Raw genomic sequence first — 14,093 nt, 5'->3', positions numbered from 1 at the left:
ATTTTATGACTTTATTTTATTAATATTTTACAAAAAAACAACAGGTTATGAAGCTTATCCCTTGCAATTAAAGGAAAAAAATGTTATTCTTTCTATATAGGGGCATGAATAATTATCCAGAGGAGAGTGGTAACAAGTAGTTGGTTTTGTTCTTGAATTGAGGTGATTCTATGTTAACGAGACAGGTTGACAGTAAGGAGAGGATATTCAGACCCATTCCCATCTCCTATTTAATTCAGACAGCAAATCAATTTGACTGTGACATCTATGTTACTAGCGATAAAACCACGGCCAACATTAAGCGGTACGATGAGGTAAAGAACTTCAGAATGACCGGTTTTCTGACTTTTTACTTTAAGGGAAGCGATGAGCTGGAAGCCGAAGACAGAATACAGAGTATTCTTTGGGAGGATAAATAAGGGACAAGGAGCGTAGCAACTATGCGATGTAGACACTAAACGAGGGCTGTAAGGGCGGCCCTCGTTTTGCTGTATCTTTTTGTGATCATTCTCAGGTATGCTTTTCATGGTCCAGGTAATGCCTGGCGTCTTTAAAGAAACTCCACACGATCAATACAATGATAAAACCAATGGGAAATGCAGCTATAATGGAAACCGTCTGCAGGTTGGCCATGGAATTCTGCGCAAAGATCAGGGCAATGGGCAGGAGCATCAGCATGATGGCCCAGAACAGCTTTACGGATTTGTCCGGATCCTCGTCAGCGCCAAGGGCCTTATAGGAGTAGGAGCTGGCAACCATGGTCAGGGCGTCAAAGGAGGTTGCGTAGAATGCGATCATGGTAATGGCCAGCAGGACCAGTCCTGCTTTTGCCAGGGGCATGGTTTCAAATACGGCGATGATCGTCTGATACAGGTCGCCGGTCTGCTCATAGAACGCCATCAGGTCCAGCTTTCCGTGCATCTGAAGTCCCAGGGAATAGTTGCCCAGAATGATAAAAGAGGTAAAGGTTCCGGACAGCCCGAAACAATATCCTCCCAGCACGGTCTGGCGTATGGTCCTTCCCTTGCTGATGGTCCCGATAAAGAATGGGGTGGCAACACACCAGACCATCCAGTATGCCCAGTAGAAGATCGTCCATGTCTGGGGAAACGAGGTGGTGCGCAGGGCATCGGTCCAGGTGGCCATGCCGATGAAGTTCTGTGCCATGTTTCCCACCGCAGTGATCCCCGTCTCAATGATGTAACGGGTTTCCCCGCCAAAGAAAAGGAAGTAGGCCAGCAGGGCAAAGAACAGGTACACGCAGGATGCAGCCAGTTTTGCCACGCCCTGCATCCCAAAGTATACTGCCATGGTGTATACGATACAGATGATCACAAGGATGCCAATGGTGAGAAGGTTGCTTTCAGCAATTCCGAACACACGGCTTAAGGCCATGGACAGAAGAGGGGTTGCAAGGGAAAAGGTGGTTGCGGTTCCTGCCAGCAGCGCGAACACGGCTGTCAGATCAATGATCTTCCCCCAGATGCCGTCCACCCTTTTTCCAAGAAGGGCCCTGCAGGCTTCGGAATATTTCTGCTTGCTCCGTTTGCGCACATGGATCATGAATCCAAAGGCAACAGCCAGTATCAGGTAAAAGCTCCACGGTATGGGACCCCAGTGGAATAATGGATAGGTGGAGGCCCAGTCCTGCTGTGAACCCATGTCCAGGATGTGGGATTCGTTTGCGTACAGCATCCATTCACAGAGTGAGTAAAACAGGATGTCAGCGGCCAGGCCGGCGGTGAACATCATGGAGCCCCACTGAAAGGAGGAATACTGCGGCTTTTCCAGGTTACCCAGCTTTATTTTCCCGTATCTGGAAAATGCCATGTAAAAGGAGCAGATCAAAGCTCCCAGCCCAATGATCAGATAGTAACTCCCCAGCTGGTCGCCCAGGAAAAAGCGGACGGATTCCAGTATGGAGGTGGATCCTGAGGGAAATGCCATAAAAAGGAAACATAATGTGACAATACAGATAAAAGGTATGATGGTGGTGATCCAGTCCAGGCGCTTCGTCAAGGTCTGTTCCTGTGGGATGTTTGCTTCCGGTTTCATTCTATGTCCTCCTTTAGTGTTCAAAAAAATAAAATTAAGATTTATATTGAACATATTATCATCAGTCCCTGGAAAAAGCAAGCGGAATTTGGAAAAATAACAATAATTTTGTAAGAAAAAAGGACTGTTAAATTACAGTAAACTTCGTTATAATAGTACCGTTGACAAAAAGGAGGTTTTTATATCATGAGAAAATTTGGAAAATTATCATTGATATTAGTGGCTTTAGTGGCCATGCTCTGCGGCTGTACACAGAGTAATATCGTATCACCCAGCAGCGGACTGGTGGAAGGAGACGGACAGCCTGATCTGGAAGTAAGAAAAGACATTGACATTGACTGGACAGAAGTAAGGGAGGATCTAAGGGACAAGTTCCTGGAGCCATACGGGGAATTTGCAGATTATGTTATGGACATGGATGTGAGATATGATAAGGACAGCGGCCTGGTTACCCTGCTTCTTCCTGTAAGCCATAAGACGACAGGGGAAATCGCCACTGTGTTTGCCCAGACCGTGTTAAAGGAAGTGGGCACCTCGGTCTCCACCCAGAATTTTTATTATGAAGCTCCGGAAGAGGAAGATACGGACGGGACATACTATGGAAGCTACTTTGATGACCATGACGTCCTGGTGCAGGTATTCTTCTATGATAAAGAGGGCGAGACAGACACTTATCTGGTAAATGATACCGTGAAGGCCGGAGAGCAGAGAGCGCTGGTGGCCCAGAATTAATTAAGGAGATTATGGGAATGCGAATTGACAGATACTGGAAACAGGCGGCGGCAGGACTGCTGGCCATGATGCTGCTCATGACTGCGGGGAGCAGCATGAACAGCTTTGCAATGACTGATTCACAGCCGTTTAAGGCCCAGGGACAGGCCCTCACCTCGCCTGATAAGATTATCATAAAGGATGACCAGGATAACAGCCAGTCCGCACAGTCCAACCAGGCAGCGGCAGTGATCCAGCCCGCACAGTCAGGAGGCCAGGCAGCAGAACAGTCACAGGCAGCAGAACAGTCACAGACAGCAGGCCAGGCGGCGGGCCAGACCACAGGGCAGGCCGCAGATGCGTCTGCCGGTTCTTCGCAGGCAGCGGCTTCAGACCAGCCTGTGATTCAGACAAAGGCACAGATCGCACAGTTCGGTGAGGTATCCACTCCTAAGACGGATGCGTCCTCTCTGTTTGGGGCGGGACGCCTTACCATGTACGCCAACCACAATACATCGGCCCAGCTTTTGTCGGTTATTATTGAGACAGGAGAGGGCGGTCTGATCGTTGTGGACGGCGGATGGACCGACAATGCCGATTTTTTGCTGGAGCAGATCAAACAAAAGGGCGGCCATGTTCAGGCCTGGCTGATCACCCATCCTGACTCAGACCATGCCGGCGCCCTTGCGGATATCCTTTACAAACACAACGGCGAGATAACCATTGACGGGATCTATTACTCATTCCATGAGGACAGCTGGTATGCCGAGAAGGACCAGGAGGTAGCCAACATGGTATCCTACCTCAAGGGAGCGTTTGCCCTTGTGCCCCAGGGCACACTTCACGGCGACATCGTGTCAGGCCAGGTCATTAACGCAGGTCCGGCCAAGATCCAGGTGCTGAACAAGGCATATAAGACAACCAGTGATTTTGTAAATAACAGCAGCGTGGCATATCTGGTTTCCCTGAACGGGACCAATGCAGTGTTCCTGGGAGATCTGGCAAGGGCCGGAGGAGCCCAGCTCATGGCGGACCACGATCTGAGCGCGCTGAAGTGCGACATTGTCCAGCTGGCCCATCACGGGCAGAACGGAGTGGACTATGAAGTGTACAAGGCTTTAAGGCCCAGCGTTGCCCTTTGGCCCACACCTCAGTGGCTGTGGGATAATGACAATGGAGGCGGCGCGGGAAGCGGCCCGTGGCTCACCCAGGAGACAAAGAACTGGATGGTCCGTCTGGGCATCAAGACCTCCTACTGTATCAAAGACGGAGACCAGGTGATCGAATAGAGGCTTTGCCTGATTAATAAAAAAGTACGGTTTTCCCAGAAGCGCTCCGGGGAGACCGTACTTTTTATCATCATTTTTATCATCACATCGGATGTCCTGAACAGTTACATATGCGGGAAAAGTTTCAAACACGCTTTAGTCATCCACACACGGAAGACCGCTGTGATAGGAATAGTTTCCCAGTTCGGAGAGCAGCATCTCCAGTGTAGATGTCCGCAGGGGCTGTCCCGTATCCAGCATGGAATTGATCATGTAAAAAACCGTGCTCAGCTTTCCCAGGGACTGCTTAAACAGGTCCGGGAAGGAGGATTTGGAGGCGATCCGCTTATCCCAGGGGTTACACCAGGTCTCATGGTGCAGGTTCAGACTCCAGGCCGGATTCTCCACTATATCGGTGACCAGCTTGCTGGAGGCCACGGGATTCTTCAGGAAAATGGATTCAAAGAACTCGATCTTATCCTTCTTGCGGCTGTTGGGGTCCGACAGGGTCCTGCATCCAAAGCGCAGGGCCAGTATGGAACGGTGGATCATGGGTGCTGTCACCTGATACCGGTTCTTGTAGCTGAGGGGATAGAACGCCTCATTGATACAGTCTGACAGGAAGCGGGAAATAAACTGGGTTTCCATGCCATTCAGGCAGATGGTAGCGGCCTGATTAAACTGGGACGGCTTTTTCCTTTTATACTTTTGAAGAAGAAGGGCGTCAATATCATTCTCCAGCTTGGCATGAAGACCGTGGTAATAGGAACCAGGGTGGTGGACATCATACTCTATGCGCCCGTACACATATGGATGGCAGATGGAATCTCCGATATAATGGCAGATAAAGCCGCACATATAGGCCAGTCCCTCTTCCCTCTGCTGCCTGGAATCAATCCTGGAAAGCTGCAGGAAACAGCAGCGGAAAAAGTCATTCACATGATGCTCATGCATATAGGAACCTACATTGCGGTGGTCGCGGTGGCGCAGGATGGGCAGGTTGTAGAAGAACATATCCGGTCCCTGCAGTCCCAGCTGGTAAAGCCACCGGTATTTGGCAATGATAAACTTCAGATTGTTCTGCGGCATATCATTGTATGCTTTCATGCCTAAAATGTAGTGGGTTGTAAAACCTGGCATCGGCATACCTCTTTTCTCAATCATTCTCACCCTCAGTGGACAAGGGTATCCCAGGTATAGGGAGCGGTTTGGCGCACTCCTGAACTGTTACAATTATTTTATCATAAACCACCTTAAATTGCGAGGTACAACCACAAGAAAATTCCTGGAATTGTCATAGCAAGCATATTTGGGGAATAAGACATTTAATAAGAACTCATAGTGGACGGTATATTATTAATATGATGAAATGGCTGGAGCGGATACACCAGATGGTATGGGGGCCATGGACCCTTGTCATATTTCTGGGGGTTGGTATTTATTTTACTGTTAAATGTCATTTTTTCCAGATAAGGGGTTTTTTATACTGGTGGAGCCATACGGCTGGCCGTATCCTGTCAGGCAAGGCATCAGAAACAGGGGGACAGCAGGAATCGGACCATGCCGGGAAGGGACATGGGGAGGCCAAAAAGGGAATCAGCCAGTTCCAGTCCGTGTGCACGGCCCTGGCGGCCACTGTTGGCACGGGCAATATAGCGGGAGTGGCCACGGCCCTGACCGCAGGCGGGCCGGGAGCCCTGTTCTGGATGTGGATATCGGCCCTGATCGGCATGATAACAGCTTATGTGGAGACCATGCTGGGTATACGGTACCGTTATAAGGACAGTGAGGGCCATTATGTGTGCGGTCCCTTTGTGTACATGGAGCGGGGCCTTGGGATCAAGGGGATGGGAGTGCTCTACAGCTTTCTCTGCCTTATGTGTTCCCTGGGGATGGGCAGCATGGTCCAGGCCAATTCTGCCATCAGCACCATGGAATACACGTGGCAGGTCCCTGCCCTGGCCGGAGGGCTGGTGTTTACAGGGATCCTGACGCTGGTCATATGCGGAGGCATCAGCAGGATCGGAAATGTGGCGGAAAAGCTGATGCCTGCCGCCTCAGGCATTTATATCATATTTTCCCTGATCGTGATATTTTCCTGCTTTGACAGGATACCGGCAGCCCTGGCGTCCATGGTTTCCTCGGCATTCTGTCCGGAAGCGGCGGCGGGCGGCGGCGCCGGCTATGTGGTGAGCCGCAGCATCCGGTATGGAATATCCCGGGGTGTGTTCTCCAATGAGGCAGGCCTGGGAACCCTGGCAGTGCTCCATGGGCCGGCGGAGAATACCACGCCCCATGAGCAGGGGATGTGGGCCATGTTTGAGGTGTTTTTTGACACGGTGATCCTCTGCACCCTTACCGCCCTGGTGATCCTGTGCATGACGGACTCGGCGCCGGAAACCGTGCCTTATCAGGGAGCGGCCCTGGCGGCCTGGTGCTTCAGCGGGCGACTGGGACTTGTGGGAGAGTATCTGGTCAGCGGTTCCATGGTGGTGTTTGCCTTTGCCACCATTATGGCTTGGTTTTATCTGGGGAAACAGGCGGCGGCATATTTTGTCAGCAGGACAGGGCTGGGGGAATATGCGGGCCGTAAATTTGCGGCAAGAGTCTATCCCCTGCTGTTTCTGGGGGCAGTGTTCCTGGGCAGCGAGGCACGTCTGGATGTGGTCTGGATGCTGTCGGATATATGGAACGGACTAATGGCATTTCCCAACCTGACCGCCCTGCTGTTTTTGTCCAGGGAAGTGACGCTGCCTGAGGGATTTCGCGGAGGATTGGGAAGGAGAGCCGCGGGAGGGAAAACAACCCCTTGAAAATAACGGTTGATACGGCTATAATTAGCCTACAGGAAATATCGTACCATAGACAGGCTGCGGTTCGGCAACGGCCGGACCCGGAAAGGAACAGCAATGGAAACAAGACGGATTTGTCCGAAATGCAGAAAGAAATTTCCGCCGGATGCAATTGTGTGTGAGGAATGTGGGAAGCAGCTGATCGATGTTGCATCAGATTTTGAGGCGTCCTTTCAGATGGTGAGGGACCCGGTGCTCCTGTCCAATGGGCATAAGGTGGACACCGTATATCTGGAGGAGGCGTTAAAAGAGAGGAACATACCCTATTATGTGGAGAAAGGCCAAAATACCGTGCCTACCAACCGCTATAAAGAGGGGATTGTGGAAATCGTACCTTATACAAATTATTATGTGGATAAAAGTAACTGGAAAACAGCCCGGGAGGCCCTAAAAAGTGCCGCCCAGGAGACCAAAAAGGACGAGGAGGCCCCGGTGGTATTTCTGGATATGCCTATGGAGGAGCCGCAGGATGCTCCAAGGGACATGTCAAGGGACACTTCAAAGAAGACTTCAAGGAACACCTCAATGGGCGCATCCAAAAATGTTTCCAATGATGATTGGGCGGATTCGGAGGAAGATGGCGGCCGGGGACTGTGGGGCTGGGTTACGGAACAGGATATGGCAATGAAAGTGATTCTGGCCGGAGTCATCCTGCTCTTTCTTCTGGGGCTGTTCAAGATCATATTGTTTTGACAGGAATGGGAACTGAAAAATGATGGGAGGTCTGATCCTCCCAAACGTAAAAAACGTATCATCCGCGGATGATACGTTTTTTGAAAAAGTATTATTAAAAGGGAGGAGAGCTGATAATTTCTTATCAGCTCGAGTATTATGAAAAAAATCTTGTAAGCGTTTTTTATGTGACAGCTTTGTATCTCTCTGTCTATGGTTAAAGTATATACGGCAAAGATGAAGAAAAAATGTTGATTGTGTAAAAGGTTTTTGAATGAAATATGAACATTGTGTGAATGAGCCGGTTTCCACAGCGGCCCCATGCCATTGTTACTGTTTTTGAACCTGCCTGCGAAAGGGGATTTGACTGCATTTTGCCTGCGTGATATGATCTTAATCAAGAACATGGACGCGGGCGGTGGGGACCGCCGGAAAGGGGTATGGTTGTGGGTGTGGAGCGGGGGACAATGTTTGTACCGGGGTATGGAAGAGATAATGGATGTGAGGGAAAAGAAGGCAAAAAGAGCCGGGAAAGAGAGAAAGGTCAGAGCCGTCAAGCTGGAGATAAAGAAAATGCGTTCTGCCAGAAAGAGGGCGGATCATAATCTGGTCCGGGAGGGGATTTCAGACGCATACTGGATCCTGGGCATCAGGCGGGACAGGAAGGATCAGGCATTGGACCGGCTGTGCGGCAGCCTAGACCCGTATGCGGGCCAAATGACGGACGTTGGCGCCGGTATGGGGGCGGGAGGGGGATTTACATCCGCCGATGTAGTGGTTTCAGAGGGAGTGGGATTTTAGGGAAAGTATACTTATGGAGCCGGTTGTTTGGGGATAAGAGGAGAATGAAAGGGACAAAAAAGTATGAAGTTGTGAAGTATTTGTGAAATTAGCACTCACCTATTGACAGTGCTAACAATAAGTGGTATAACGTAGCCAGAACAAAGGAAAAGGGATCAGAAGGGAAGGCTGAAATAATGGGTTCTACTCCCACAGATCCGGATTCCCAGTCCAAAGAAACAAGGTACACAAGCATATAAAAAAAGGAGAGATGACTTATGTTAATGCCTAGTATTTTTGGAGAAAACTTATTTGACGACTTTTTTGATGTTCCATTCTTTGATGATAAAGAGCAGAAGAAATTGGAAAGGAAGCTGTATGGCCATCGGGGCAAAAACCTGATGAAGACCGATATCAAAGAGACTGATTCCGGCTATGAGCTGGAGATGGACCTGCCGGGCTTTGCTAAGAATGAGGTAAAGGTTTCCCTGAAGGACGGCACGCTGACCATCAGTGCGTCCAAGGGGTTTGACCAGGATGAGCAGGAGAAGAAGACAGGAAGGTACATCCGCAGGGAGCGCTATGCAGGGGCCTGTGAGCGTTCCTTCTATGTGGGGGAGAACCTCACGGAAGCTGACATAAAGGGTGAGTTCAAACACGGAATCCTGAAACTCTTTGTGCCGAAAAAGGAGGCAAAGCCTGCGGTGGAAGAGAAGAAATATATTACCATAGAATAATGATGGAGCACGATTAAAGCATCATTGGGACAGTGAGGGGTCAGCCAGTCTGACCTCTCCTTTCATGTAGAGCCAAGATCAGAAGGGAAGTGAGGAGAATGAAAAGAGACTACTATGAGATTTTGGGCATTGACAAACATGCGGATGCGCAGGCAATCAAAAAAGCATTCAGAAAGCTGGCAAAAAAATACCATCCGGACAGCAATGAAGGGAATGCACAGGCCGCAGAACGTTTTAAGGAAGTTAATGAGGCTTATGACGTACTGGGAGATGAGGAAAAGAGGAAACTGTATGACCGGTTTGGTCACGCTGCTTTTGACGCAAGCGCAGGGGAATATCAAGGCGCCCGTGACAGTGGCTTCCAGGGAGGATTTCAGGGCGGCTTCCGGAATGGTTTTCAGGGTGGTTTCCAAAATGGGTTCCAGGGCGGTTTCCAGAATGGTTTCCGGAGCGGCTCTTACACCAGGCCGGGGGGAGGCTTTCAGGAGTATCATTTTGAGGGCGGGGAGGACATGGACGATATTCTAAAAAGCCTGTTTGGCCATGATTCTAACAGGAAAGGTTCAGATCTGAAGGCTGAGATAGAGATCAGTTTTGATAAAGCTGCTTTTGGCGGCAAGGAGCGCGTTCAGCTGCAGGGCAGCGGGCTGGAAATGACAGTCCTGGAAGTCAATATCCCGGCAGGCATTGCATCCGGGAAAACCATACGCCTAAAGGGCAGGGGGAATCCGGGAACACAAGGCGCAGAGCCAGGGGACCTGCTGCTCACGGTCAGGGTAAAAGACAAACCGGGATTTCGCAGGGAAGGCCAGGATGTGTACACCACGGTCAGGATCCCATTTACCACAGCGGTCCTGGGAGGTGAGGCAACCATTCCCACTCTTTATGGGGATGTTGTATGCAAGATAAAAGAAGGTACCCAGCCGGGCAGCAAGATCCGGTTAAAAGGAAAGGGGATCGTGTCCATGGGGAATCCGTCTGTTTACGGCGACCAGTACGTGACCGTGGAGATCCGGGCGCCGAAAAAACTGACAGAGGAAGCCAAACAAAAATTAAGGGAACTTTCCGGCATATTGGCGGCCTGAGCGAAACAAATCGGAGTTCTCCTCCATGATGATAAAAATTATCGCTGGAAATACTTGCCACACGGGGTTTGCCCATGCTAACATGGGGCTGCTTTTATCGTGTGGCAATTTTTATTGTATGGCTTCTATTATATGGCTTTTGATTGAACGGCTTTATTGTTATGGCCTTGTTTACCCATGGAGGAGAGGATATGGAAATCAAGCAATTGGAATACTTTGTGGCAGCAGTGGATCACGGCAGCCTGAACCGGGCCGCAGAGCAGCTCTACACCACGCAGCCCAATGTCAGCAGGGTTATTCACTGCCTGGAGCGGGAACTGAAGACCAGCTTGCTGGTCAGGAGCAACAAGGGGATCCGTATGACGGAGCAGGGGGAAATGCTTTACAGGAATGCCGTACATATTCTGAGGCATTCCCATATCATACGGTCCCTGGCAGCCAGCCAGGGGGCTGCCAAGTTCGGAGTGTCCGGGTACCAGAGCAGCCTTTTGACAAAGCTGCTGGTGGAATTGTATAAAGGAAACGGGGAAAGGTCCGAACTTCATTATGAGTACCGGGAGGGCACGGTGGAGGAGATCACGGATGATGTGGCAAACCATATTTCCGAGATTGGGATCGTATACCTGGCAAATGCACAGATGCAGTGTTTCCGGCATATTATCGGGCATAAAAAGCTGGAATTTTTTCCGCTGGACAACAGGGGAATCTGTATTTATGTGGGAAAGTACCATCCGCTGTACGAAAGGGAGTCAGTGGATTTTTCCGAATTGCGGGGACTGAAATTTGTGGAGGAGACAGATGACTTTTTTGCAATGGAGCATCACATTGAGAGGGTGAGCGTGGGAGCGGTCATGATAGAGCATATGAACAATGTTTTCTCCACAAACAGTGATTACATGATCAATAACCTGCTGCTGCACACTGATGTCTGCTGTATGGGAGTGGATTTTGTATCAGGGGATTATGGAAAATATGATATCAAAGCACTGAAGGTAAAACATTGCGAACCCTTTTTGTCCATCGGGTACGTGACCCTGGCGGGAAGAAATCTGTCTGATGAAGCAAAACGTTATATCGATGCCCTGAAACAGGCGTTGGACGGAGAGCAGAAATGATGGATATAACAAATCCTGATAACCAACCCCTCTCAATTTGGCATTAGTAAGTCTTGACTAACTATGGTATAGTATCCTCTGAAATCTAATTGAGGAGGAACATGATGAAAAAAAGAATTTGGAGTCTGTGCCTTGCAGGCGTTCTGGCCGCATCTGTTGTCGGCTGCTCGGCATCCGGCTCGGGCACGGCCGGTAAATCGGCTGGGGATGACAAAGCGGAAAGCTCCGTAACAGCCCCGGCGGGCGATGATAAGGAAGGTTCCGGTACCCGGGCAGATGAGGAAGGTTCCGGCGCAGGTAATGAAATGGGAGCAAGGGATGAGTTGGTGTTTGTCAATTACCGGGATATCCGGGATCTGAACCCTCATCTGTATGCGGGTGAAATGTATGCCCAGGAAATGCTTTATGAGACTCTTGTAAATATCACGGAAGACGGCTACGAGCCGTGTCTGGCAGAAAGCTGGGAGATCAGCGGGGACGGCAGGATATATACATTTAAGATCCGCCAGGGAGTGACATTTTCCGATGGACAGGTTTGTGATGCCAATGCCATAAAAGCCAATTTTGACGCCATCATAGAGAACAAGGACCGCCATACATGGCTGGAGATGATGAATCTTCTGGTGGATGTTTCGGCCCCTGATGATGAGACCTTTGTGATTGAACTCTCCCAGCCCTATTACCCCATGCTTACGGAGCTGGGCGTTACACGCCCCTTTGCCATGATCTCTCCCAATGCCATGAAAGAGGGAAGCACCAAGGACGGTGTTGACGCTTACATCGGAACAGGACCCTATGTGCTGACGGATTTTGTGACAGATGAGTATGCTGTTTTTGAAGCCAATGAAAATTACTGGGGCCGGCAGCCCCGGATCCGGAAGATCACAGTGAAGGTGATCCCGGACAACCAGACCCGTGTCCTTGCCCTGGAGAAAGGGGAGATCGACCTGATCTTTGGAAAGAACATGATCGATGCGGATGCGGTGAACAAGTACCTGGACAGTGAAGAATTTCAGGTGGCGCTGTCAGACCCCACCTCCACCCGTCAGATCGTGCTGAACACTGCCAACGGGGTTTTGCGGGATAAGGCCGTGCGCCAGGCGCTGCAGCACGCTACAAACCGCCAGGCCATATCCGATGGAGTGTTCTATGGGCTGGAAAAGCCGGCAGACACCCTGTTTGCGTCCACGGTGCCCTACTGTGACATAGACCTCAAACCCTATGGATACGACACGGCTTTGGCAGAGTCCATGCTGGAGGAAGCCGGATGGACCATGGGCAGCGGCGGCCTAAGGGAAAAAGACGGACAGACCATGGCCATGTCCCTTTTGTACAACAGCGACAGTGTGACGGAAAAGACCATTGCCGAGTATCTCCAGTCCGAGTACGGGAAGCTGGGGATCAAGCTGGATATCAAGGGCGAGGAGGAGCAGTCCTACAGGGATAATATGAAGGCCGGTAATTTTGACATGGTATTTAATATCTGCTGGGGAACGCCCTATGACCCTCAGTCCTCCCTGGCAGCCATGAGGCAGCCTGTGTACGGAGACTATGCGGCCCAGCTGGGTCTGGAGGATAAAAAGGAGATCGACCAGGCCATCACCAATATCCTGGTGTCCACGGACGAGGCCAAACGGCAGGAACTTTACACCTTTGTGCTTACAAGGCTTCATGAGGATGCGGTCTATATCCCTCTCACCTATGAGTGCAACAAGGCCATTTCCACTTCGGCCCTTAAGGGAGTCGGATTTACCCAGACCCAGTATGAGGTACCCTTTACCAGCATGTATTTTGAGTAAGGTGATTGTCTGAAGCACATGAGCATGCCTGCCGCGGGATGACCGGGCGGCATGCTTTTTTAGGAAAAGGAGGGTATATGAAAACGTATATTGTTAAGCGGGTCCTATCCGCGGTCCCGCTTCTCGTCTGCATCTCATTTTTATGTTTTGTCTTTATCAATATGATCCCGTCTGACCCGGCAGAGGTTGCCCTGCGGGTGCGCCAGACACCTATCATTTCAGAGGAGGCCATTGAGCAGGTCCGGGAGGAACTTGGGCTGAATGATCCTTATCTGGTGCGGTACGGCCGCTGGGTAATGGACTGTCTGCGCCTGGACTTTGGGGTCAGCTACACCAACCCGTCCAGAACCGTTCTGGGAGAGATTGAAAGATGCCTGCCTGCCACCGCAGTGCTGGCATTTACATCCCTGGTCTTTGTGATCTTACTGAGTCTTCCCATTGGATTTTTCTGCGCTGTTTACAAGAACAGCTGGTTTGACCGGGTAGTGCGGGGGATCGTGTTTATGACCACTGCCATGCCTGCGTATTGGATCGGGCTTTTGCTGATCTGGTTCATCAGCATCAAGCTGGACCTGCTGCCCACCAGCGGAAACGGGGGATGGAAACATCTGATCCTGCCTTCCTTTACCGTATCTCTTACTTACATATCCACGTACATCCGGCTCATACGCAACAACATGCTGGAGAATATGAAGGAGGATTATGTGCTTTATGCCAATGTCAGGGGGCTGCGCCGAAGATCCATCCTGGTGAGACACATCCTGAAAAACTCTCTCCACACCTGTATTGTGGCTATTGGCATGAGTATCCCCCAGCTGATGGCGGGGACCATTGTGGTGGAAAACGTATTTGCCTGGCCGGGTCTTGGCAAGCTATGCATTAATTCCATCTTTAACCGGGATTACCCTGTTATCCAGACATATGTACTTTTGATCGGAACATTGTTTGTGGTATTCAATCTGCTTTTTGACATTATCCAGTGTATCGCGGATCCAAGGCTTAGAAGGGAGGTGTCCTGA

The 14,093-nt window shown here is 50.3% G+C and carries 13 protein-coding genes; 11 read left to right on the top strand and 2 right to left on the bottom strand.

Features of this window, described 5'->3' with window-relative positions:
• Positions 1-170: 170 nt before the first annotated feature.
• Positions 171-419, top strand: a complete 249-nt coding sequence (locus HMPREF9469_RS21415) for an HPr family phosphocarrier protein (protein ID WP_007866664.1) — start codon at positions 171-173, stop codon at positions 417-419.
• Positions 420-510: 91 nt separating this feature from the next.
• Here the strand turns inward: HMPREF9469_RS21415 and HMPREF9469_RS21410 are convergent, their stop codons facing one another.
• Positions 511-2,055 carry a BCCT family transporter gene (locus HMPREF9469_RS21410; RefSeq protein ID WP_007866661.1) on the bottom strand — a complete coding sequence of 515 codons (1,545 nt, stop codon included), beginning with the start codon at positions 2,053-2,055 and terminating at the stop codon, positions 511-513.
• Positions 2,056-2,241: 186 nt separating this feature from the next.
• On the opposite strand from HMPREF9469_RS21410, the gene HMPREF9469_RS21405 reads away from it, so the two are divergent.
• Together HMPREF9469_RS21405 and HMPREF9469_RS21400 are read left to right on the top strand one after the other, a co-directional pair.
• The gene (locus HMPREF9469_RS21405; RefSeq protein WP_007866659.1) at positions 2,242-2,787 is read left to right on the top strand and encodes a hypothetical protein; all 546 of its coding nucleotides are present in this window, start codon (positions 2,242-2,244) and stop codon (positions 2,785-2,787) included.
• Between the two features lie 17 nt (positions 2,788-2,804).
• A complete protein-coding gene (locus HMPREF9469_RS21400) occupies positions 2,805-4,055 on the top strand; it encodes a ComEC/Rec2 family competence protein (protein WP_007866637.1) in 1,251 nt (416 codons plus the stop codon).
• A 135-nt stretch (positions 4,056-4,190) separates the two neighbouring features.
• On the opposite strand, the gene HMPREF9469_RS21395 is transcribed toward HMPREF9469_RS21400, so the two are convergent.
• Positions 4,191-5,174, bottom strand: coding sequence for a zinc dependent phospholipase C family protein (locus HMPREF9469_RS21395; protein ID WP_007866635.1), 984 nt, complete (start codon positions 5,172-5,174; stop codon positions 4,191-4,193).
• A 221-nt stretch (positions 5,175-5,395) separates the two neighbouring features.
• On the opposite strand from HMPREF9469_RS21395, the gene HMPREF9469_RS21390 reads away from it, so the two are divergent.
• The 8 genes from HMPREF9469_RS21390 (at position 5,396) to opp1B (ending at position 14,093) form a co-directional block, all read left to right on the top strand.
• Positions 5,396-6,847 carry an alanine/glycine:cation symporter family protein gene (locus HMPREF9469_RS21390; RefSeq protein ID WP_007866633.1) on the top strand — a complete coding sequence of 484 codons (1,452 nt, stop codon included), beginning with the start codon at positions 5,396-5,398 and terminating at the stop codon, positions 6,845-6,847.
• A gap of 96 nt (positions 6,848-6,943) precedes the next feature.
• Positions 6,944-7,579, top strand: coding sequence for a zinc ribbon domain-containing protein (locus HMPREF9469_RS21385; RefSeq protein ID WP_007866631.1), 636 nt, complete (start codon positions 6,944-6,946; stop codon positions 7,577-7,579).
• 480 nt (positions 7,580-8,059) lie between these two features.
• Entirely contained in the window at positions 8,060-8,359 is a 300-nt protein-coding gene (locus tag HMPREF9469_RS21380; protein WP_147329408.1) for a hypothetical protein, read from the top strand.
• A 257-nt stretch (positions 8,360-8,616) separates the two neighbouring features.
• Positions 8,617-9,075 (top strand): Hsp20/alpha crystallin family protein, encoded by a 459-nt coding sequence (locus tag HMPREF9469_RS21375; RefSeq protein WP_007866629.1) that lies wholly within the window; start codon positions 8,617-8,619, stop codon positions 9,073-9,075.
• 98 nt (positions 9,076-9,173) lie between these two features.
• The gene (locus tag HMPREF9469_RS21370) at positions 9,174-10,160 is read left to right on the top strand and encodes a DnaJ C-terminal domain-containing protein (protein ID WP_007866626.1); all 987 of its coding nucleotides are present in this window, start codon (positions 9,174-9,176) and stop codon (positions 10,158-10,160) included.
• 191 nt (positions 10,161-10,351) lie between these two features.
• Positions 10,352-11,275, top strand: coding sequence for a LysR family transcriptional regulator (locus HMPREF9469_RS21365; RefSeq protein WP_007866624.1), 924 nt, complete (start codon positions 10,352-10,354; stop codon positions 11,273-11,275).
• A gap of 104 nt (positions 11,276-11,379) precedes the next feature.
• Positions 11,380-13,074: a nickel ABC transporter substrate-binding protein gene (nikA, locus tag HMPREF9469_RS21360; protein WP_007866622.1), complete on the top strand. Its 1,695-nt coding sequence runs from the start codon at positions 11,380-11,382 to the stop codon at positions 13,072-13,074.
• A 77-nt stretch (positions 13,075-13,151) separates the two neighbouring features.
• The gene (opp1B, locus tag HMPREF9469_RS21355; RefSeq protein ID WP_007866619.1) at positions 13,152-14,093 is read left to right on the top strand and encodes a nickel/cobalt ABC transporter permease; all 942 of its coding nucleotides are present in this window, start codon (positions 13,152-13,154) and stop codon (positions 14,091-14,093) included.

The organism is [Clostridium] citroniae WAL-17108, assembly GCF_000233455.1.
Classification (GTDB): domain Bacteria; phylum Bacillota; class Clostridia; order Lachnospirales; family Lachnospiraceae; genus Enterocloster; species Enterocloster citroniae.
This window is presented reverse-complemented; position numbering and strand designations above follow the sequence as displayed.

What these genes read in the sequence shown, in the direction of transcription:
- HMPREF9469_RS21415 (WP_007866664.1), top strand. Translation starts at nt 171, where the DNA reads ATGTTAACGAGACAGGTTGACAGTAAGGAGAGGATATTCAGACCCATT.
- HMPREF9469_RS21410 (WP_007866661.1), bottom strand. Translation starts at nt 2,055, where the DNA reads ATGAAACCGGAAGCAAACATCCCACAGGAACAGACCTTGACGAAGCGC.
- HMPREF9469_RS21405 (WP_007866659.1), top strand. Translation starts at nt 2,242, where the DNA reads ATGAGAAAATTTGGAAAATTATCATTGATATTAGTGGCTTTAGTGGCC.
- HMPREF9469_RS21400 (WP_007866637.1), top strand. Translation starts at nt 2,805, where the DNA reads ATGCGAATTGACAGATACTGGAAACAGGCGGCGGCAGGACTGCTGGCC.
- HMPREF9469_RS21395 (WP_007866635.1), bottom strand. Translation starts at nt 5,174, where the DNA reads ATGCCAGGTTTTACAACCCACTACATTTTAGGCATGAAAGCATACAAT.
- HMPREF9469_RS21390 (WP_007866633.1), top strand. Translation starts at nt 5,396, where the DNA reads ATGATGAAATGGCTGGAGCGGATACACCAGATGGTATGGGGGCCATGG.
- HMPREF9469_RS21385 (WP_007866631.1), top strand. Translation starts at nt 6,944, where the DNA reads ATGGAAACAAGACGGATTTGTCCGAAATGCAGAAAGAAATTTCCGCCG.
- HMPREF9469_RS21375 (WP_007866629.1), top strand. Translation starts at nt 8,617, where the DNA reads ATGTTAATGCCTAGTATTTTTGGAGAAAACTTATTTGACGACTTTTTT.
- HMPREF9469_RS21370 (WP_007866626.1), top strand. Translation starts at nt 9,174, where the DNA reads ATGAAAAGAGACTACTATGAGATTTTGGGCATTGACAAACATGCGGAT.
- HMPREF9469_RS21365 (WP_007866624.1), top strand. Translation starts at nt 10,352, where the DNA reads ATGGAAATCAAGCAATTGGAATACTTTGTGGCAGCAGTGGATCACGGC.
- nikA (WP_007866622.1), top strand. Translation starts at nt 11,380, where the DNA reads ATGAAAAAAAGAATTTGGAGTCTGTGCCTTGCAGGCGTTCTGGCCGCA.
- opp1B (WP_007866619.1), top strand. Translation starts at nt 13,152, where the DNA reads ATGAAAACGTATATTGTTAAGCGGGTCCTATCCGCGGTCCCGCTTCTC.